Origin of the sequence: Persicobacter diffluens, assembly GCF_036244895.1 — a bacterium.
Taxonomy (GTDB): domain Bacteria; phylum Bacteroidota; class Bacteroidia; order Cytophagales; family Cyclobacteriaceae; genus Persicobacter; species Persicobacter diffluens.
The window spans coordinates 1-18,308 of record NZ_BQKE01000001.1; the positions used below are offsets into that span (position 1 = coordinate 1).

Genomic DNA, 18,308 nt, shown 5'->3' on the forward strand with positions numbered 1-18,308 from the left:
ATTTTTAGCTCCTTCCAAACGGTTTCCGTTTATTAAAGAAAGCTGATAATGAACTAAAATATGACCAATAACCATCGAGCTAAGATTGACCAAAAGCTTTCTGGCTATAAAAAGAAATACTACCTTAATCAGTTACTAAAGGGTAGTATTTTTTCTTTTACCATAGTTGCAACCGCCTTTTTACTCTTTAATACTTTTGAGTTCACCAGTAGATTTGACTCAACAGTCCGGGCGGTCCTATTCTATGGCTTTATTGCCATACTTATCGGTAACTTCCTCTACTTTATTCTTAATCCTTTATTACACCTGCTTGGATTAAGAAAGCCTATCAGCGATCAGGAAGCAGCGCAAAACATCGGCTCCTTTTTACCTAATATTGGAGATCGTTTGCTGAACCTTATTCAATTAAAAGGTAATTATTCTGGATCAAACGACTTAATCAAAGCCTCTATTGATCAAAAAGAAAATCAGCTGGATCAATATGATTTTCAGGAGGCCGTTCCCATCAAAAAAAATAAGCAGTATTTAAAGTATCTTTATATTCCATCTGTCATCATTATTGCCATTTTACTTTTCGTCCCACAGTTTTTTACGGAAAGTACCAAAAGGATTGTGCGTTATGATGAGACTTTTGCCCCGGAGGCCCTTTTTGATTTTAATCTAAAAAATCAAAAGCTTATCGCCTTTAGAAATGAAGACTTTACCGTTGACCTTAATATTTCCGGAAAAACGGTGCCAGCGCAGGTTTACTTAAAAACTGCAGATCGGAAATTTAAACTTAAGCAAACCTCCAATACTGACTTTCAATACACCTTTAATAAAATTCAGCAAAATCAGGAATTTCAATTCGAGGCAGCCGGATTTTCCTCCAGTGTATATAAAGTAAAAGTTGTGCCTCGCCCTAAAATCAAGAACTTCGAAGTCAGCCTGGAATATCCAGCCTATCTGGGCAGAGAAACAGATTATATTGCCAATACAGGTAATTTTGAGGTACCGGAAGGGACTAAGGTCAAATGGTCATTTCTGGCACCCGATACCAGATCTATGGAAATGCATTTCCAAAATGAGGACACCGTTTATGCTTTAAACGCTAATAAGGACGGATTTGAATTAGAGAAATCATTGCACATATCAGATCGTTATGAAATCAAGCTGGAAAATGAATATGGCAAAAATAATGATCCGGTAATTTATCAGGTCAACGTGATCAAGGATGAATATCCCAAAATCAGTCTGGAGCAGTTTCAGGACACCGTTCTTTTCAATTACATTATTTTGGGTGGAAATATCAGTGATGATCATGGGCTTAAATATTTATCCCTTAAATACAGAACCAATTCTAAATCTTCCTTTAAAACCCATTCCCTACCTATAGATCGTAGCAAAACTACCCAGGGCTTTTACCTCAATTGGCCACTGGATACCCTGCAATTATCTTCTGAGGAGAAAATGGAATATTACCTTCAGGTAACCGATAATGACCAAATCAATGGCCCTAAATCTACAAAAACTGGCATCTACACCTTTAAAGTCCCTACCAAAGATGATTTGAAGGAAAAATTGGCCGAGGGAAGTGCTAATAATGAAAAATCCATAGACAAAAATATTGAGCAAGCCAAGCAGGTCAGAAACGAGCTTAAGAATATTGAACAAAAATTGAAATCAAAAAAATCCCTTAGCTGGCAGGATAAACAGCAAATTGATGACTTGATCAAAAAACGGGAAGAGCTCAACAACAGTTTGAAAGAGCTTCAGGAGGAACACCAAAAAGAAGTGGAAAAGAGAAACCGTTTTGAGGAACAAAAGAATGAATCCATCAAAGAAAAGGTCGCCAAGCTGCAGGAGTTAATGGATGACCTTTTGGATGAAGAAACCAAAAAACTCTATGAAGAGCTACAGCAATTAATGGAGGAGCAAGCTCAGGACATGGATCAGATTCAGGATAAGCTTAAAGAAATTGAGCAAAAAGAAAGTAATCTGGAGGAAGAGCTAGAGCGTACCCTAGAACTATTTAAAAGAATGAAATTTGATTTCAAAGCAGATGAAATCACCAAACAGTTGCAGGAATTAGAGGATGAACAATCCAAACTGAACGAGAAAACGGAAGAAGCCTCCAAGAATGAATTAGAGGAGATTGCCAAAGAACAGGAAAAACTGGATCAGGAATTCAAGGACATGGAAAAAGACCTGAATGAACTCCAAAAAATAAATAATGATCTAAAACGTCCCAATGCTTTGCCTGATATGGCACAGGAAGAGCAGAATATCCAAAAAGGACAAGAACAATTCCAGGAAGCTGCAGAGCAAAAAAAGAAAAAACAAGCGCAGCAGTCCCAACAACAAATCAGTCAGAATCTGCAAAAAATGAAGCAGAAGATGGAACAAATGCAGCAAAGCATGGAAATGCAAATGGTGCAGGAGAATATGAATAACCTTAGACATATTCTCAATAATTTGATCCACCTATCCTTCAATCAGGAACAGGTCATGAAGGATTTTAGAAAAACCCGACAAAGTGACCCCCGATTTGTGAACCTGAGCCAGGAACAAATCAAAATCCAGAATGACAGTAAAATTGTTCAGGACTCCCTCAAATCATTGGCTGAAAGAGTATTTCAAATTTCTTCCTTTGTGACCAGAGAATTAAATGACCTAAATAGCCATTTAGACGAAGCTTCTAATTATATTAAGGAAAGAAAAAAAGGTAATGCGTTAAGCGAGCAACAGTTTGCGATGACCTCCATGAATAATTTAGCCCTGCTATTGGACGATGTGCTTTCTCAAATGCAGCAACAAATGTCTGAAATGATGGGGAATTCTTCCGGACAGCAATCCAATCAGCCTATGCCGACTCCTTCATTAAGTCAATTGCAACAGCAATTGAATCAAAAAATTAATGATTTGAAAAAGAGTGGTAAATCGGGCAGACAATTGTCAGAAGAAGTTGCTAAATTAGCTCAAGAACAGGAAGAGATTCGCAGGGCGCTTGAAGAAGCTGAGAAAAAAGCCAATGGTGGGGGAGGAAAAGAACTGAAAGATGCCATTGAAAAAATGGAGGAAACAGAACTTGATCTGGTCAATAAACAATTGACCAATAAAATGATCAACCGCCAGGAAGAGATTATGACCAGACTTTTGGAGTCTGAAAAAGCAGATCGGGAAGATCGTCTGGATGACGAGCGTGAAGGAGAAACTGCTAAAAATTATGATCAACAGGTACCGGAGGCTATCGAGGAGTATATCCGTCAAAAACAGAAAGAACTCGAGCGATTAAAGACTATTCCTTTAAAGCTCAACCCTTATTATAAAAAAGAGGTCAATCAATATTTCAAAAGGTTAGAGAACAACAATATCCGGTGATGATAATGGAATCGATCAAAATTGAAATCCCATCTTTGAGTGAAAATATTAGAATTGTCGAGAGCTTTATCGATAATACCAAAGACAAATACCAACTCGATGATGACATTTATGGTAATATTATGATTGCCATTACTGAATCTGTCAATAATGCCATTCAACATGGCAACAAATTTGATAAGGAAAAGAATGTTACCCTCACGGTGCATCATAATAGTGAAGCTGTAAAATTTACAGTGGAAGATGAAGGAAACGGTTTTGATTATAATGATCTGCCAGATCCGACAGCGCCAGAAAATATTGACCAACCACATGGTAGAGGAATTTTTCTGATCAAACATCTTTGTGATGAGGTTGAGTTCAAAGAGGAGGGGAGAAAAGTGGAGTTATCATTTTATATCAATTAATGGAAGATCAAATTAATTTTTTCACAGAGGATGTTGAATTCGATGTAGACCAGCTTATTTCCAGCCGAGCATGGATTAATCAGGTAATTGAAAATGAGGGATTTGAATTAGAGGAAATCAATTTTATCTTTTGTAGTGATGAGTATTTGTATAAAATCAACGTCGAATATCTGAATCACGACACCTATACGGATATCATTACTTTTGACAATAGTGAAACCCCTGGCTTTATTGAGTCTGATATATTCGTCAGTGTAGAGCGAATAAAAGATAATGCCTTGAGTCTGAATGTACCTTTTGAACAAGAATTGAAAAGGGTTATTATTCATGGTGTCTTGCATCTTTTAGGATACAAAGACAAAACCGATGAGGAGGCAGCGACAATGCGGGCAAAAGAAAATGAAGCAATTGCGCTTTTTGAGGATTCTTTTGCTTAAATTTGCACAAACATTTGAAAATCAAAATGTTCCACGTGAAACATTCATTTTGTCGTAAAAATGAGGTTCCACGTGGAACATTTGTTTTAAAACAGATTAGCATCCATTAGAATATAAAACAAAGGGAAAGCCTATGTTTACTGAATATGATGTGATCGTGGTAGGAGCCGGACACGCCGGCTGCGAAGCTGCCGCGGCAGCTGCCAATATGGGAATGAAGACCCTATTGGTAACGATGAATATGAATACGATCGCACAGATGTCCTGCAATCCTGCAGTAGGTGGAGTAGCAAAAGGACAAATTGTACGTGAAATAGATGCCTTGGGCGGTCAAATGGGAATTATCACCGATAAATCGATGATTCAATTCCGTATGCTTAACCGTTCCAAAGGTCCTGCTATGTGGAGTCCACGTACACAGAACGACCGTATGAAATTTGCAGAAGAATGGAGATTACGTTTGGAACAAACGGAAAATCTCGATTTCTGGCAGGAAATGGTCAAAGGCTTAGTCATCAAGAACGGACAGGTCAAAGGAGTCGTAACGAGTTTAGGTTTGGAAATTCCGGCCAAAACGGTTGTTCTGACCAACGGAACATTCCTGAATGGCACCATTCACATTGGAGAAAAACAATTTGGAGGTGGCCGTGCGGGAGAAGGTTCTGCTTCTGGTATTACCGAACAATTGGTTGAATTGGGCATGGAAGCCGGACGAATGAAAACCGGAACCCCTCCACGTGTAGACGGTCGAAGCCTTAATTGGGCGGCCATGACCGAACAAGCGGGAGATGAAAGCCCTTACAAATTCTCTTTCAGTGATGAAACGCAACCTTTGCAACAGCAGCGTTCTTGCTATATCACTTATACGAATTCAGCGGTTCACGAAACATTAAAGGAAGGTTTTGACCGTTCTCCAATGTTTAATGGTCGTATTCAAGGTTTGGGCCCGCGTTATTGTCCTTCTATTGAAGATAAAATCAACCGCTTTGCCGAGCGTGATCGTCATCAGATATTCGTAGAGCCGGAAGGATGGAATACGGTAGAAATTTATGTGAATGGATTCTCCTCCTCTTTGCCTGAGGATGTACAGATGAAAGCTTTGCGTCAAATTGAAGGATTTGAGCAGGTGAAAATGTTCCGTCCGGGATATGCCATTGAATATGATTTCTTCCCACCAACACAACTTCATACCTCTCTGGAAACCCGATTAGTGAAAAATTTATATTTCGCTGGTCAGATTAACGGAACAACCGGATATGAAGAAGCGGGAGCACAAGGTTTAATGGCTGGTATCAACGCTTCCCTTCGTGTAAAAGAAGAAGATCCATTGATTTTGAAACGCTCAGATGCATACATCGGCGTATTAATCGATGATTTGGTAAACAAGGGCACGCAGGAGCCTTACCGAATGTTCACTTCACGTGCAGAGTATCGTATCTTATTACGCCAAGACAATGCAGATCTTCGTCTTACTGAAAAAGGGCATCAAATAGGCTTGGCGACACAAGAACGATTTGATAAAATGGTTCAGCGTAAGCAAAATGTAGAAGAGCTGATTCATACCTTAAAAACGACCAAATTCAAACCGACTAAAGCCAATGCGCAATTAGAGTCTATGAATTCGGCAACTTTAAAGGAATCTCAATCGGCTTACCGACTATTGAAGCGTCCGGAACTTTCCATGGAACAAGTCAGTGTGATTACCCCTGAGTTTGAAGTGGAAATGAAAAATTATGACCGCATCAATAAAGAGCAGGCGGAAATTCTGATCAAATACGATACTTATATCGACAAGGAGCAGAAGATGGCCGAGAAAATGGATAATATGGAAAACTTGTATATCAAGGATTCTATTGATTATCGTGCAATCAAAGCCCTTTCCAAAGAAGCTCAGGAGAAACTAAGTAATATGCGTCCACAAACATTAGGGCAAGCCTCGAGAATTAGTGGCGTTTCTCCTGCTGATATTTCCGTTTTGATGGTGTATCTTGGGAAATAAATAGATTTTCCACGGGAAACATTTCTTTCGATCCGCATACCTATGGTCAAAAATATAGAGCGCTGTCCTGTTTGTCAGGGCAGCCATTTTTCTGATTTTTTAGCCTGTAAAGATTTTACCAGCAGTCAGGAACAGTTTCAAATTGTTCAATGCGATGATTGCCAGTTTAAATTCACTAATCCCATCCCAAAGGCATTGGGAGCCTATTATCAGGCAGATAGTTATATCTCACATACCAACAAGGCACAAAACCTAACGCAACTTTTATATAAGATTGCGCGATTCTTTACACTCAGAGGAAAGGAAAAGCTCGTTCGTCAATACGCCTCCACCTCTAAATCCATCCTGGATTTTGGTTGTGGCACAGGACATTTCCTGGAGTTTTGCCAAAAGAAAGGCTGGGAAATTGAAGGTTTAGAACCTTCCAAGGATGCCAGAAATCAGCATGCACCTGTATTGAAAGGAAAAATAGCATCTTCTGTAAAGGAGTTAGGTCCTGAACAAGTGGAGATTATTACCCTTTGGCATGTATTGGAGCATCTGGAAGACCTTAATGAAACGCTTCAGACCCTAAAACAGAAGCTTCGTTCCACGGGAAAACTAATTATTGCAGTGCCGAATCCTGAGAGTTATGATGCCCAACATTATGGTCCCAATTGGGCGGCCTATGATGTCCCCAGGCATCTTTACCATTTTTCGCAAAAAAGCATGCAGCTACTTGCGGAGCATCATGGATTCAAAATCAACCGTAAGATTCCCATGAAATTGGATTCCTTTTATGTAAGTTTGTTAAGCGAGCAGTATAAAAATGGACATCAGAACTATTTTTCAGCATTCTATACTGGACTCAAGTCAAATCTTGCCGCTCGTAAAAACAATAATTTCAGTAGTTTAATCTACATCTTGGAGCATGAAAGTAAATAGCATTGCGAATATCATTTTGGCTTCGGGAATCATGGGCTTCTTTATTGCTTCCTGTGCCAATGTTCGCCAACCCATAGGAGGACAACAAGATACGATTCCCCCAAAATTGGTCACCTCCGTCCCACAAATGGGGGATATCAATTATAGAGGAAAAAAATTTGCCTTCACCTTTGATGAGTATACCCAGCCCAAAAACCTGAAGCAAAAACTTCTGATTACCCCTCAAACGGATGTTCGATATGATTTCAAAATGAAAAAGAAATCACTCATCATCACCTTTGAAGAGCCATTAGAAGAAAATACCACCTACAATTTCAATTTCCAGGACGCCATACAGGATATCAATGAGAATAATCCCTGGAAAAATTCTGTATTTGCTTTCAGTACGGGGGATTATATTGATTCTCTGGAAATCAGTGGACAAGTAACAGAGTTGATGACCGGTCTTCCGGTGAAAGAAGCGACTGTCGTTTTATTCGATGTCTCGGATTCTTTAAATATTTTCACGGGAAAACCGGAATATTTTGCCAAAACAGATGAGGAAGGCTTTTATAAATTATCCTACATTAGAAATGGAGATTTCCGGGCCTATGCCTTCCTGGACGCGAATAATAATCTGCTGAATGATGCGGAAAGCGAACCATCCGCCTTTTTAACAGATACTTTATCGCTTTCAGAAAGCCAGGAAAATTTAGATTTCCAATTACTATTGGTAGATGGCCGAGAGTTCCACGTGAATTCGGCAAAACCCTCCGGTAAATATTTTGACGTCATTTTTAATAAATACGTCACAGATTATGAGGTCAATTTTCTAAATCCGGACGAAAAAGTATTGCATGATTTCAGCGTAGAGCATAATGGAGTAAGGTTTTTCAACCCGGAATTAAGAAGTGAAAATGACAGTATTGCCGCTAGAATTATTGCAAAAGACTCCGTAAACAATGAAGGTTTTGCTGAAGTATTCATCAAATTCTCCGAATCAAGGAGAAAATATGGAGAATTTCTAACGGAAATTGTGAACATCAACCATGATAACCCTGTACCGGCAGCCTTTTCCGAAAAAATTCGCTTTAATAAGCCGATTCGGGAGGTACATCCGGATTCCATGTTATTCGCTTTTGATACCCTCAATTTCTTACAAATTGACATCGAAAAAGAGCTGGAATGGAATGAAAACTTCAATGAGGTGACCATTCGAAAAAATATTGGATTGGATTCCATTTTTCTTCCCCCTGCGGATACCCTTTTTCTCGATAGTTTAAAGGCGGATAGTATTTATATCAATCAGCCCTCACCAATTGTTTTTAAAGAAGTATCTTTAGTCCTACCAAAAGGCGCTTTTATAAGTGTGGAAAGTGATTCTTCTGAGGCCATATCCCAAAAATTTAGCCTGGCAAGACCGGAAGATTTGGGTAGTATTGCCGGAAGAGTGATAACCAACTATCCAAAATATAAAATTCAGGCACTCAGTCAAGATTTCAAGCTTGTTAAAGAATTGGAGCCCTCTGAAAATGGAGATTATCTTTTCCAAAACCTTAAACCTGGCACCTATCGATTAAGATTATTGATAGATGAAAATGAAAATGGGGTATGGGAGTATGGAAATATGCTTAAAAATGAAAGTCCCGAGCCCGTTTACATCTACCCGGAAGAAATTGCCATACGCGCCAACTGGGAATTGACCAATATTGATTTAGTCTATTAGTGTTAAAGGGGAAGGATTCATTAAAAACACTTCTATTCTCTTAGAGAGCCTTCTTTCCGAAGCAAATTCGATTTATTGGAAACGATTTTAGATTATTTTTCAACAATAGCGCTGCTATTCTCCCAGGATAATCGGATAGGGCACCTTTGCTATTTCAAAATGAACTCAGGCTTTTAATCCAAGTTCTAAAATATTCATGATCACGGCTTCTTAAACGCATTGTTTCCCGTGAAAATCAAAAAGCCATCCTTACGGATGGCTTTTTTTATGCCCGATGCGCTCTGAATTTTAAATTTGATCCTCACTGCTCTACTTATCCACTTCTTCTCGCTTCAATTTTATAATATCCGCTTCAAATTTCACCAGACAAACAGGGTTTTCCACTAACATATTCCTACATGTATGAAAAACGGCTCGAAAATATGATTTCGAGCCGTTTTTTTTGATCAAATATGAAACCCTGTGTGTATATCCGTGGATAACCCTATTTTTTGCAAGGATAACTCTCCGGAATCTTTGAAATTCTCCCTACTTATCAACAGTTATCCCGCGATTTTCTCTAAAATCTGGTTTGATGTGTAAAATCCAATTTTATGAACCCCGTTTTCCCCCAATATTTCCACTTGTGGACGATGTTGAAAAAAGTTATCCACAAAAAATAAAAAATTTAGGATTTTCATGTTAATACCCTAAAGAATAAGGAATTCCATGTGGATAAACTGTGTGGATAAACCTAATATTCAGTGAAGAAAAAGTGTAATAATCCCCTAATTCAAAATATTGAGTAACTTATCCACCAATTCACAGCGTAATAAGAATAATAACTCTTTTTTAAAAAGATATATATAATCTAATACTATCTAATATGTGGAAAACCAAAGGGGCGCTAAGGATTTTGGGAATTGTCTTTTTAAGCTTATTATTTTCGGTTCCTGCTTTTCCGCAAGATTTTCAAAAAGTAAGTCTTGCGGAAGAATACTTAAATAGGGGGGAGGTTGAGAAAGCCCTGGATTTATATGGTAAGCTGGCCAAACAGAATGAAAACCTTCCTTTGATACATAAGAACTATTTTGATTTACTTTTGAGTACAAAGGATTTCAAAGGGGCTGAAAAGTACCTGAGCAGGGCTGTTAAAAAAAATCCGGATATTTTCGTTTATCAGGTAGATCAGGGCCGTCTATTAGCTGCAAGCGATCAGAATGATCTGAAAGATAAATTTTATGAGGAATTGATAGAGGCCCAGGGAAAAGACTTGAATAAAATCAGAGGGCTTGCTCAGGAGTTTTATCGGGCGCAGGAATTTGATTGGGCGGTTGCTACTTTTAAGTTCGGGAGAAAAGTCAGTAAGAACGATGGGATGTTTGCGCATGAACTGGCCAATATTTACAGATTGACGAACCAAAAAGATCCGATGGTGGATGAATATGTTCAGATGGCCGTCAGGAACCCCAAGAATCGCTCCTACGTGAAGAACGTCCTTCAGTCGACGCTGGGTGAGCCTGAAGATTTAGAGTCCTTTGAAGCCTATTTAATTGATCATATTCAAAAGGACGGGAAGGAAGAGTTTTATGCAGAGCTTTTGATTTGGACCAATCTGCAGCAAAGGAATTTTTATGGGGCTTTTATTCAGGCAAGAAGTCTGGATAAACGTAAGAAATCAAATGGGGATCAATTAATGGAGGTGGCCCGGATGGCTTTGCAGCATAAAGACTACGATAACTCCATCATGGTTTATGACTATGTCATCCAAAATTATTTGGAAAGCCCCAATTATTATCTTGCCAGAAATGCCATTATCAATGCCCGGGAGGAACAAGTTAAAAATACTTTTCCGGTAGATATGGAGGATATTGATGAACTTATTTCGAGCTACCAGCAGCTGATTGAAGAGGTTCCGCCCTCGATTGCCACTTTTGAGGCCCGAAAGAATAAAGCAATGTTACACGCGCTTTACAAGGAAGACTATGATACGGCCATCAAATTATTGGAGGAGGTGACCCAGGGAGGCCGAATTCCTAAAAATTTGAAATTGGAATGCAAAATTTCGCTGGGAGATATTTTTCTTTTGAAAAGTCAACCCTGGGAATCCAGATTACTCTATGCCCAGGTAGAAAAAGAAGGGAAAGAAACGCCCATTGGTTATGAAGCGAAACTCAGAAGTGCCAAGCTTTCTTACTATACCGGAGATTTTGAATTGGCTGCGGGGCATTTGGATGTGCTGAAACAAGCCACCACCCGGGAAATAGCCAATGACGCCATGTCCATGAGTTTATTGATTAAAGACAATACGGCACTAGACACGCTTAGAGCTCCTATGGAGGAGTATGCAGCCATAGACCTACTCCTTTTCCAGAAAAAGAATGAAGAGGCTCTGAGCAGGCTTAAAAAGATGCTGAAGGACTATCCCGGTCATGGGTTAACGGATGAGATTTATTATCTGATGTCCAAAGTGTATAAAGAGCAGGGGAATTTTGAAGAAGCTTTGGAAAGCCTAAAAATGGTGGTACAAAGTGGACCAGAGGATATACTGGCGGATGATGCCGCTTTTGAAATTGCTGATTTGTATGAACATCAAATCAAAGATGCACAGGCCGCCATGGATGCATATCAGTCTTTTCTGAGTGATTATCCGGGAAGTATTCATGTAGAGGAAGCCAGGAAACGATTTAGGGCCCTGAGAGGGGACTTCCCTAATTAAATGATATTATTTGAGGAGGAAGGAATATTATTTCTTCCTTTTTTGTTTTTTTGTTTTTTAAATTGGATAGCTAATGATATGGAATTTTCCACCCAAGAGATTGACCTACTGATTGCCAAAAGAAGATCCATTTATCCGGAGCAATATTCCGGTGAAATCATTCCCGATGCCATCGTCGAGCAATTATTAGAAAATGCCTGTTGGGCGCCTACCCATAAAATTACCGAGCCCTGGCACTTCACGGTATTTACCGGGAAGGGTTTAAAGCTTTTGGCTGATTTTCAAGCCAGTCTTTATCAAAAAGTGAGTATGCGGCAGGGAAATTTCCATTCAGATAAGTTTAAGAAGTTAGCCACCAAACCGCTCAAGGCCTCCCATATTATCGCCATTGGCATGAAAAGGGATCGCAAGGCGGCTGTGCCAGAGGTGGAAGAATTAGCCGCAGTAGCAGCAGCGGTGCAAAATATGCAATTAAGTGCTACCGCCTATGGTATTGGTTGTTATTGGGGATCCGGAGGGATTACCTATATGGAAGAGGCGAAGTCTTTTTTTGGCTTGGAAGCTTCAGACAAATTATTGGGTTTCCTGTATTTGGGCATACCCAGGCAATGGCCTCAAAAAGGGCGAAGAAAAAAAACAGGTAAGTCATTTCCCTGGATCAGGGAATGAGATAAGAGTGTATAAATTTTAGATTGCAAAAAATGCATCGACCGTTATTGATTTTAGTTTTCCTGATGCTGTCGTGCTTTCATCAGGGGTTTTCCCAAAGGATGAAGACTGTTGAAGCACCGGATTCATTAGCCATTCGGGTGATGGAGGTAATGAAGGAGGGGCGTTCTGAGCGTTTCAGTCTGGCAGGACATCAGTTCGATTCTTTATGGAATGGAGGTAGTCTTTCCGATAGCCAGAAAAGACGAATTTTTGTGCTGTACAATAAGATGAATGAAAAGCAGTGGAGAGCCAAGCCTTTTCTTTACGAGGTGACCGCAACACTGACTGCTGGTAGACAAGAGGCCGGTCTCTCTGTGGTGCAGTATGATGGCTTATTGGACCAATTGGAAAATGGGTTGGAGGCCCTTTCCTCAAGGGATTTTGTCAAGATGACCCAGGCGCTTCATACTTTTTTGAAGTATAAGCAATTGAATAGGTCCAATTTTTTTAATCTTCAGGCCAGTGAGGGGGCTATTTTTGCCTTGAAATATGAGAATACCACCTTTTATGACCCTACGCAAGAGTCCTCGGAGGATAGTTCGGTACCTGCAGAGGAAAGTAGCGAAGAGGACTGGGGCAGCTGGGGAGATAATGCTGAAGAAAGTCAAAACACTAATGATGACTGGAGTAGCTGGGATTGGGGAGAGGATGACAGCACTGACCAAAAAAACGAGGATACTGCCTTAAACTGGGATGATGATAACTGGAGCGGTGCCACTGGTGGGAATGTGATCGTGGAGGAGAAAAATTCCCAGACTTTGGAAGAGATGGTGGATTCCTTTATTCAGGATGAGGCACCCGCTATTGAAGGGCCTTATATTCACTTCGACCAGCTGGAGCTGAAGTTTGAAACGCCTTTTGATACACTGGTTCTTTCGGGTATTCAGGGAGATTTTTTATTGGTGGAAGGGATTTTCGTAGCGTACAGTGGAAAGGTTGATTGGAAAATTGCCGGTTTTACAGAGGGCAGTCCCTATTGTACTTTTGAGAAGTTCTTTTTTAATACCAAGCAGCCCAAATTCGAAGTAAACAAGGCTACGATGTTTTATCCGGAGAAATTGACGGAACCGACACTGGGCTATTTCGAATATAAATCAAGCCGGGTGGGGAAGAATGCCAAACCCACCTATCCCAGATTTACTTCTTATGGGAGCAATGTGAGATTAGCATCTTTTATCAATGATAATTTTGAATATTTGGGAGGTTATTCTCTCTGGGGGGTAAATGCGTCTTCCAATTCCATTTTTGAAGGAGAAAGTAAGGTGCATTTTTCCAGAGGTGATGATCGGGAATTTTTGGTAAGAAGCGGCATTATCGAATATACGGACTCTACTTTTGTAGCGCCGAATGGTAAGATAGTGGTGAAATACGGTCGTGATTCCCTGTTTCATCCCGATATGAAGATTACCTATCGGCAACAGGATTCTACCATTCATGCCCTGAAAAATAGAGGAAATAATGAGCTTTCCTCTTTTAGGATCACCTATTACGATATGGATGTAAAGGCGGATTACCTGCGATGGAATGTGGCGCATGATAGTTTAGACATTTCCATATTCCAGGCGCGTGATCATCGCCCGGCATTTTTTGAATCCAAGGATTATTTCAACAAGAAAAATTACAAATCACTAAGTGATCCCTATGGTTTTCACCCGCTGAACAGCCTGACGAATTACAGCAATAAGGTTCGGTCGAAAACCTTTAGCCTGTTGGATTTTGTCGAGTATTACAAACTTGATTATACTAAGGCGCAGCACGCCATGTTCAAAATGCGGGAGAATAATTTTATAGAGTTTGATGCGATCTCCAACATTATCACCGTAAAGGATAAGGCTTATCATTACACCGCCTCCTACAGAAGGCAAAAAGATTATGATGATTTAACCATTCCATCCAGGACCAATGCGGCACCGAATGCTACGCTTCATTTGAATGATTCTCGCATGACGGTCCGGGGAATTGATAAATTCTATCTGAGTGAAAAGCTGGATGTTTATATTATTCCGGAACAGGAATCCATTGATTTGATTGGAAAAAGAGACTTTAAGTTTGATGGTAAGTTATTCTCCGGAAACTTTGAGTTTGTAGGGCACGATTTTGTTTTCCGTTACGATAGCTTCCTGATTCAGCTGGATCAAATTGATTCTATTCGTTTTTACTTACCTGATTCGGCCAATGGCCAGCGTAAGAAAGTAGACAACTCCTTGGTTTCTGCGGATGAGCAACTGACTTCAAGCTTGAATTCCAATATGGGAGCAACGAACGGAACTTTATATATCAACCGTCCTGACAATAAATCCGGTAGAAAGGTATTCCCAAACTATCCGAGATTTGATGCTGAGCGCGGTGCCGTGGTATATTTCGATAATCCTACCTATTTGGATCAGGCTTACGATAAGAGTGTATATTTCATCATTCCGCCCTTTTCTATCGATAGTTTAGCGGGTGGAGATCCTTCCGCCATTGGTTTCCAGGGTAGATTTGTCTCCGGAGGAATATTCCCGGATTTTGAAGAAAAAATGACCATCATGCCGGATAATTCCCTGGGTTTTGTCCATACGGTGCCCGAAGAGGGCTATACCCTCTATGATACGGACGGCATCATTTATGATGAAATTCGATTAGACAAAAATGGATTACAGGGAGAGGGAAGATTTGAATTGCTTGCTTCTCAGTCCGAATCTGAAAAGTACACCATGTATCAGGATTCCATGGTCGCTTTTGCAAATTCCTCAATGATTGAAGCCGGAGATTTCGCCGGAATCAGTTATCCGTCGATGAGCGCAGAGGATTTAGAATTACTCTGGTTGCCTCATGAGGATAGCTTGTTTTTGAAAACAACCGACAAGCCCATTATGCTCTACAATGAAGGAGATATGGTCGGTGCAGCGGTCTTGACACATGAAGGTTTAAGAGGAAAAGGAGATTTGGAGATTCGAGGTTCTCAAACGCATTCAGAACAGTTGACCTTCGAAGAGTTTAGGTGGCAGGCCCGGGAGGCGCAGTTTAATATTTTGTCAGAAGATTCCACGAAATCTACCCTCTATGGAGATTATGTGGAGGTAGACTTCGACCTGGAGAATAACCTGGCCTCAATTTCGCCGGAGATTGAGGGAGATGCTGCCATTTCCTTCCCTTATGCGATGACCAAGACTTCTATCACAGAGGCAGAATGGAAATTGGAGGAGGACATCATCATCATGACCAAGCCGGAGGAAGTCGATATTTCTGATTCTTACTTCTACTCCACTCGTCCCGATATGGATTCTCTGGTATTCTCTGCCGAGGGAGCAACTTACGATATTCAGGCGCAGGAGATGTCCGTTACCGGTATTCCGCATATCGTAGTGGCAGATGCCATGATTACGCCAGACTCTAACCGGATTAAGATTTTGCCTAACTTTGTATTGCCGAGATTATCCAATGCGACTTTGGTCATCGATACTCTGAACGGATATCACAACCTGTTTGATGGTAATATTGATATTCTTTCCAGAAAGATGTTTGAAGGAGATGCCACCTACCGCTTTGTGAATGCGGTGCAGGATACCTTTAATATTAAGCTGGATGAATTTGAATTGAAACCTGACCGAAAGAAACAGTTGCACACCGAGTCCAGTGGGCAGATTGTAGAGGCCGATGAATTAATAATTTCTCCGGGAATGTATTTCAAAGGAACCGCAAAAATGAGAGCGACCAGCAAACCATTGGAGCTGGATGGTTTTGTGAAGCTTGACTTGAAAAATATTCCCTATTACGATACCTGGATTGTTTATCAGAGTAATGATGAAGAACAGCAGGAGATTATCTTTGACTTTGCTTCCGCTATTACCGAAAATGGGGAATTACTAACCGCCGGTATTCACTTTGAAGAGGGCACGAATGTTCTTTATTCTACTTTCGTATTTCAAAAGCGTGGCGGAGGTGATGAAGACTTTTTCGTACCGAACGGTTTGCTTTCCTACGATGAAGAAAAAGCGCATTATATCGTAGAGGATACCATGAAAACCAGGGCGAATTCTTTTGCCGGTAAGGTATATACCTTTAATGAAGAAACTACGGATATCGTCTTTGAAGGGGGCGTAAACCTGTTTATGAATCCTTATCCGAAGGTGAATAAGTTTATGATGCGCGCTTCCGCGATTGGTTCCGGTAACCTGAATAATAACACGGTTCGTTTTAATGGTTTCACCACTATTGAGACGGATTTACCAGGAGGTGCGCTCACCTCAATGGGGAACAATCTGAATATTGCCGCTGAAGATGGTGGATATCCAAAAGCAAATGAAGACCTGACCAAGCTTTTCTATAAGGTGGGGGAAATCATTGGGGATAAAGCGACGAAGGATTATGAAGCTTTATTATCCGCAGATTATGCACCTTTGGTGAAAATGTCTCGTCGATTACAGAGAGGAATAGTGCTTTCTGATTTTGATATGGAGTGGTCAGAGGAGCAAACGGCCTGGTATTCTACCGGGAAAATTGGTGTGTCCAGTATTCTTTCTTTGGATGTAAATGCCAAAATGGAGGGTTATCTGGAGGTTTCTAAAACCGGTGAGGGAGATGTGATGAGCTTATTCATCAATGGAGGCCCGGATGCCTGGTATTATCTGAATTACAACCTTCCGGAGAACAGATTGATCGTTTATTCCGGGGATCCGGTCTTTAACTCACAAGTAGCCAAGAAAAGTAATGTGGCTAAGGCCAAACTTGGAGAATTTATTCTGGCTGTTGGGGAGAAACAGGAAGTTCTGGATTATGTCAACAGGTTCCGCCTGTTATATATGGATATTGATGAAGAGTATCAGATTGCGGAGCCTACCTTGTCAGAGGATTCAGGAGATCCTTTCTTTGATGCGGGTAATTTGGAAGAGAATGAGGACACGGAGAATATTATCTTTGACGATGAGTCCCTTTACGATGAATCCGTAGCGGATGATGAAGATTCCCTTTATGGGGATGATTCGGAAGAAAATACGGCAACCGTTGATGATGGCTTTGGAGAGGAAACGGAAGAAGCCGTCTCAGAGGACGAACAAGTGGAGGAAGAGCCGGTGAAAGAGAGGAAGAAAAAGAAGAAAAAAGGAAAGAAGAAAAAAGAGGAAGTAGTGGAGGAGAAGCAGGAAGAGGAGATAGAGGATGAGCCACTCTATGAAGATGACGGATTTTAACCCGAATGATGCGCACGATTGCATCAATCATTACAGGGAGGCTTGAAGGCATTATTCCTTCATTCTCCCATCTTGCAGCTAAGTAAGGAGGTGAGCATGCACAATTCGGCTTCATCAAAAGGCAGGGAAGTATTTCTTTCCTGCCTTTTTTTTCATCAGATTTTGGACAAGATGTTTCAATTCCAAATAATCAGGTATTCCCGAGGGATTTTGTTGGGGAATTTGGTAATTTGTTGCAAGAATTTTTTACAAATAAGAGCTATGGCCACATTAGGTAAATACAAGAATATTGCTTTGGTCGCCCACGATAATCGTAAGGCATCCATGATGGATTGGGCACGTCAGCATAAAGATAAATTGAGCAAGCACAATATATATGCTACAGGAACTACCGGGAAACTATTGGAAGAAGCTTTGGATATCAAAGTCAATCGTTTTTTTAGTGGTCCTTTAGGTGGTGATCAGCAAATTGGAGCCAAGATTGCCGAGGGAGAGATCGATTTCCTGATCTTTTTCTGGGATCCATTAGAGCAGCAACCGCATGATCCGGACATTAAGGCATTGCTGCGTATCGCGGTGGTTTATAATATTCCGGTGGCGTCTAATATTGCTTCTGCGGATTTCTTGTTGAGTTCGCCGTATTTTGATTCCGAATATCAAACCGAAGCTGTCAACTTCGATGAGTACCTGAATCGTTCCATTGAATAATTTTATTTAAAATATACAAAAAAACAGCCCAGGCATCTGTCTGGGCTGTTTTTTTATCCACACTGTGGATAAGTATTGTGGATAAGTAGGTCAAAAATGTTGAAAACGTAAAATACAAGGAGTTAAGTCCGGTTTTTATGCCTATTTCAGTGAAATTTTTCAGCAATTAATTGGCGAATACCTTTTGA

At 40.4% G+C, this 18,308-nt stretch carries 10 protein-coding genes; all 10 read left to right on the forward strand.

Annotation, left to right across the window (positions count from 1 at the left end; all coding sequences use genetic code 11):
* The first annotated feature begins 60 nt into the window (after positions 1-60).
* Positions 61-3,360 carry a DUF4175 family protein gene (locus AAA970_RS00005; protein ID WP_338235511.1) on the forward strand — a complete coding sequence of 1,100 codons (3,300 nt, stop codon included), beginning with the start codon at positions 61-63 and terminating at the stop codon, positions 3,358-3,360.
* Between the two features lie 5 nt (positions 3,361-3,365).
* Entirely contained in the window at positions 3,366-3,767 is a 402-nt protein-coding gene (locus AAA970_RS00010) for an ATP-binding protein (RefSeq protein ID WP_060687291.1), read from the forward strand.
* Complete coding sequence (gene ybeY / locus AAA970_RS00015; protein WP_060685021.1) at positions 3,767-4,204, forward strand: rRNA maturation RNase YbeY; 438 nt, start codon at positions 3,767-3,769, stop codon at positions 4,202-4,204. The genes AAA970_RS00010 and ybeY overlap by 1 nt, the downstream gene beginning before the upstream one ends.
* A 133-nt stretch (positions 4,205-4,337) precedes the next feature.
* The gene (gene mnmG, locus AAA970_RS00020) at positions 4,338-6,203 is read left to right on the forward strand and encodes a tRNA uridine-5-carboxymethylaminomethyl(34) synthesis enzyme MnmG (protein WP_338235512.1); all 1,866 of its coding nucleotides are present in this window, start codon (positions 4,338-4,340) and stop codon (positions 6,201-6,203) included.
* 42 nt (positions 6,204-6,245) lie between these two features.
* Positions 6,246-7,127: a class I SAM-dependent methyltransferase gene (locus AAA970_RS00025; RefSeq protein ID WP_338235513.1), complete on the forward strand. Its 882-nt coding sequence runs from the start codon at positions 6,246-6,248 to the stop codon at positions 7,125-7,127.
* The gene (locus AAA970_RS00030; protein WP_338235514.1) at positions 7,114-8,832 is read left to right on the forward strand and encodes an Ig-like domain-containing protein; all 1,719 of its coding nucleotides are present in this window, start codon (positions 7,114-7,116) and stop codon (positions 8,830-8,832) included. The genes AAA970_RS00025 and AAA970_RS00030 overlap by 14 nt, the downstream gene beginning before the upstream one ends.
* Before the next feature lie 865 nt (positions 8,833-9,697).
* The gene (locus tag AAA970_RS00035; protein WP_338235515.1) at positions 9,698-11,530 is read left to right on the forward strand and encodes a tetratricopeptide repeat protein; all 1,833 of its coding nucleotides are present in this window, start codon (positions 9,698-9,700) and stop codon (positions 11,528-11,530) included.
* 78 nt (positions 11,531-11,608) lie between these two features.
* Positions 11,609-12,199 carry a nitroreductase family protein gene (locus tag AAA970_RS00040; protein WP_338235516.1) on the forward strand — a complete coding sequence of 197 codons (591 nt, stop codon included), beginning with the start codon at positions 11,609-11,611 and terminating at the stop codon, positions 12,197-12,199.
* A gap of 101 nt (positions 12,200-12,300) precedes the next feature.
* Positions 12,301-17,412 carry a hypothetical protein gene (locus AAA970_RS00045; RefSeq protein ID WP_338235517.1) on the forward strand — a complete coding sequence of 1,704 codons (5,112 nt, stop codon included), beginning with the start codon at positions 12,301-12,303 and terminating at the stop codon, positions 17,410-17,412.
* A gap of 261 nt (positions 17,413-17,673) precedes the next feature.
* The gene (locus tag AAA970_RS00050) at positions 17,674-18,120 is read left to right on the forward strand and encodes a methylglyoxal synthase (RefSeq protein ID WP_060687295.1); all 447 of its coding nucleotides are present in this window, start codon (positions 17,674-17,676) and stop codon (positions 18,118-18,120) included.
* The last annotated feature ends 188 nt before the right edge of the window (positions 18,121-18,308 follow it).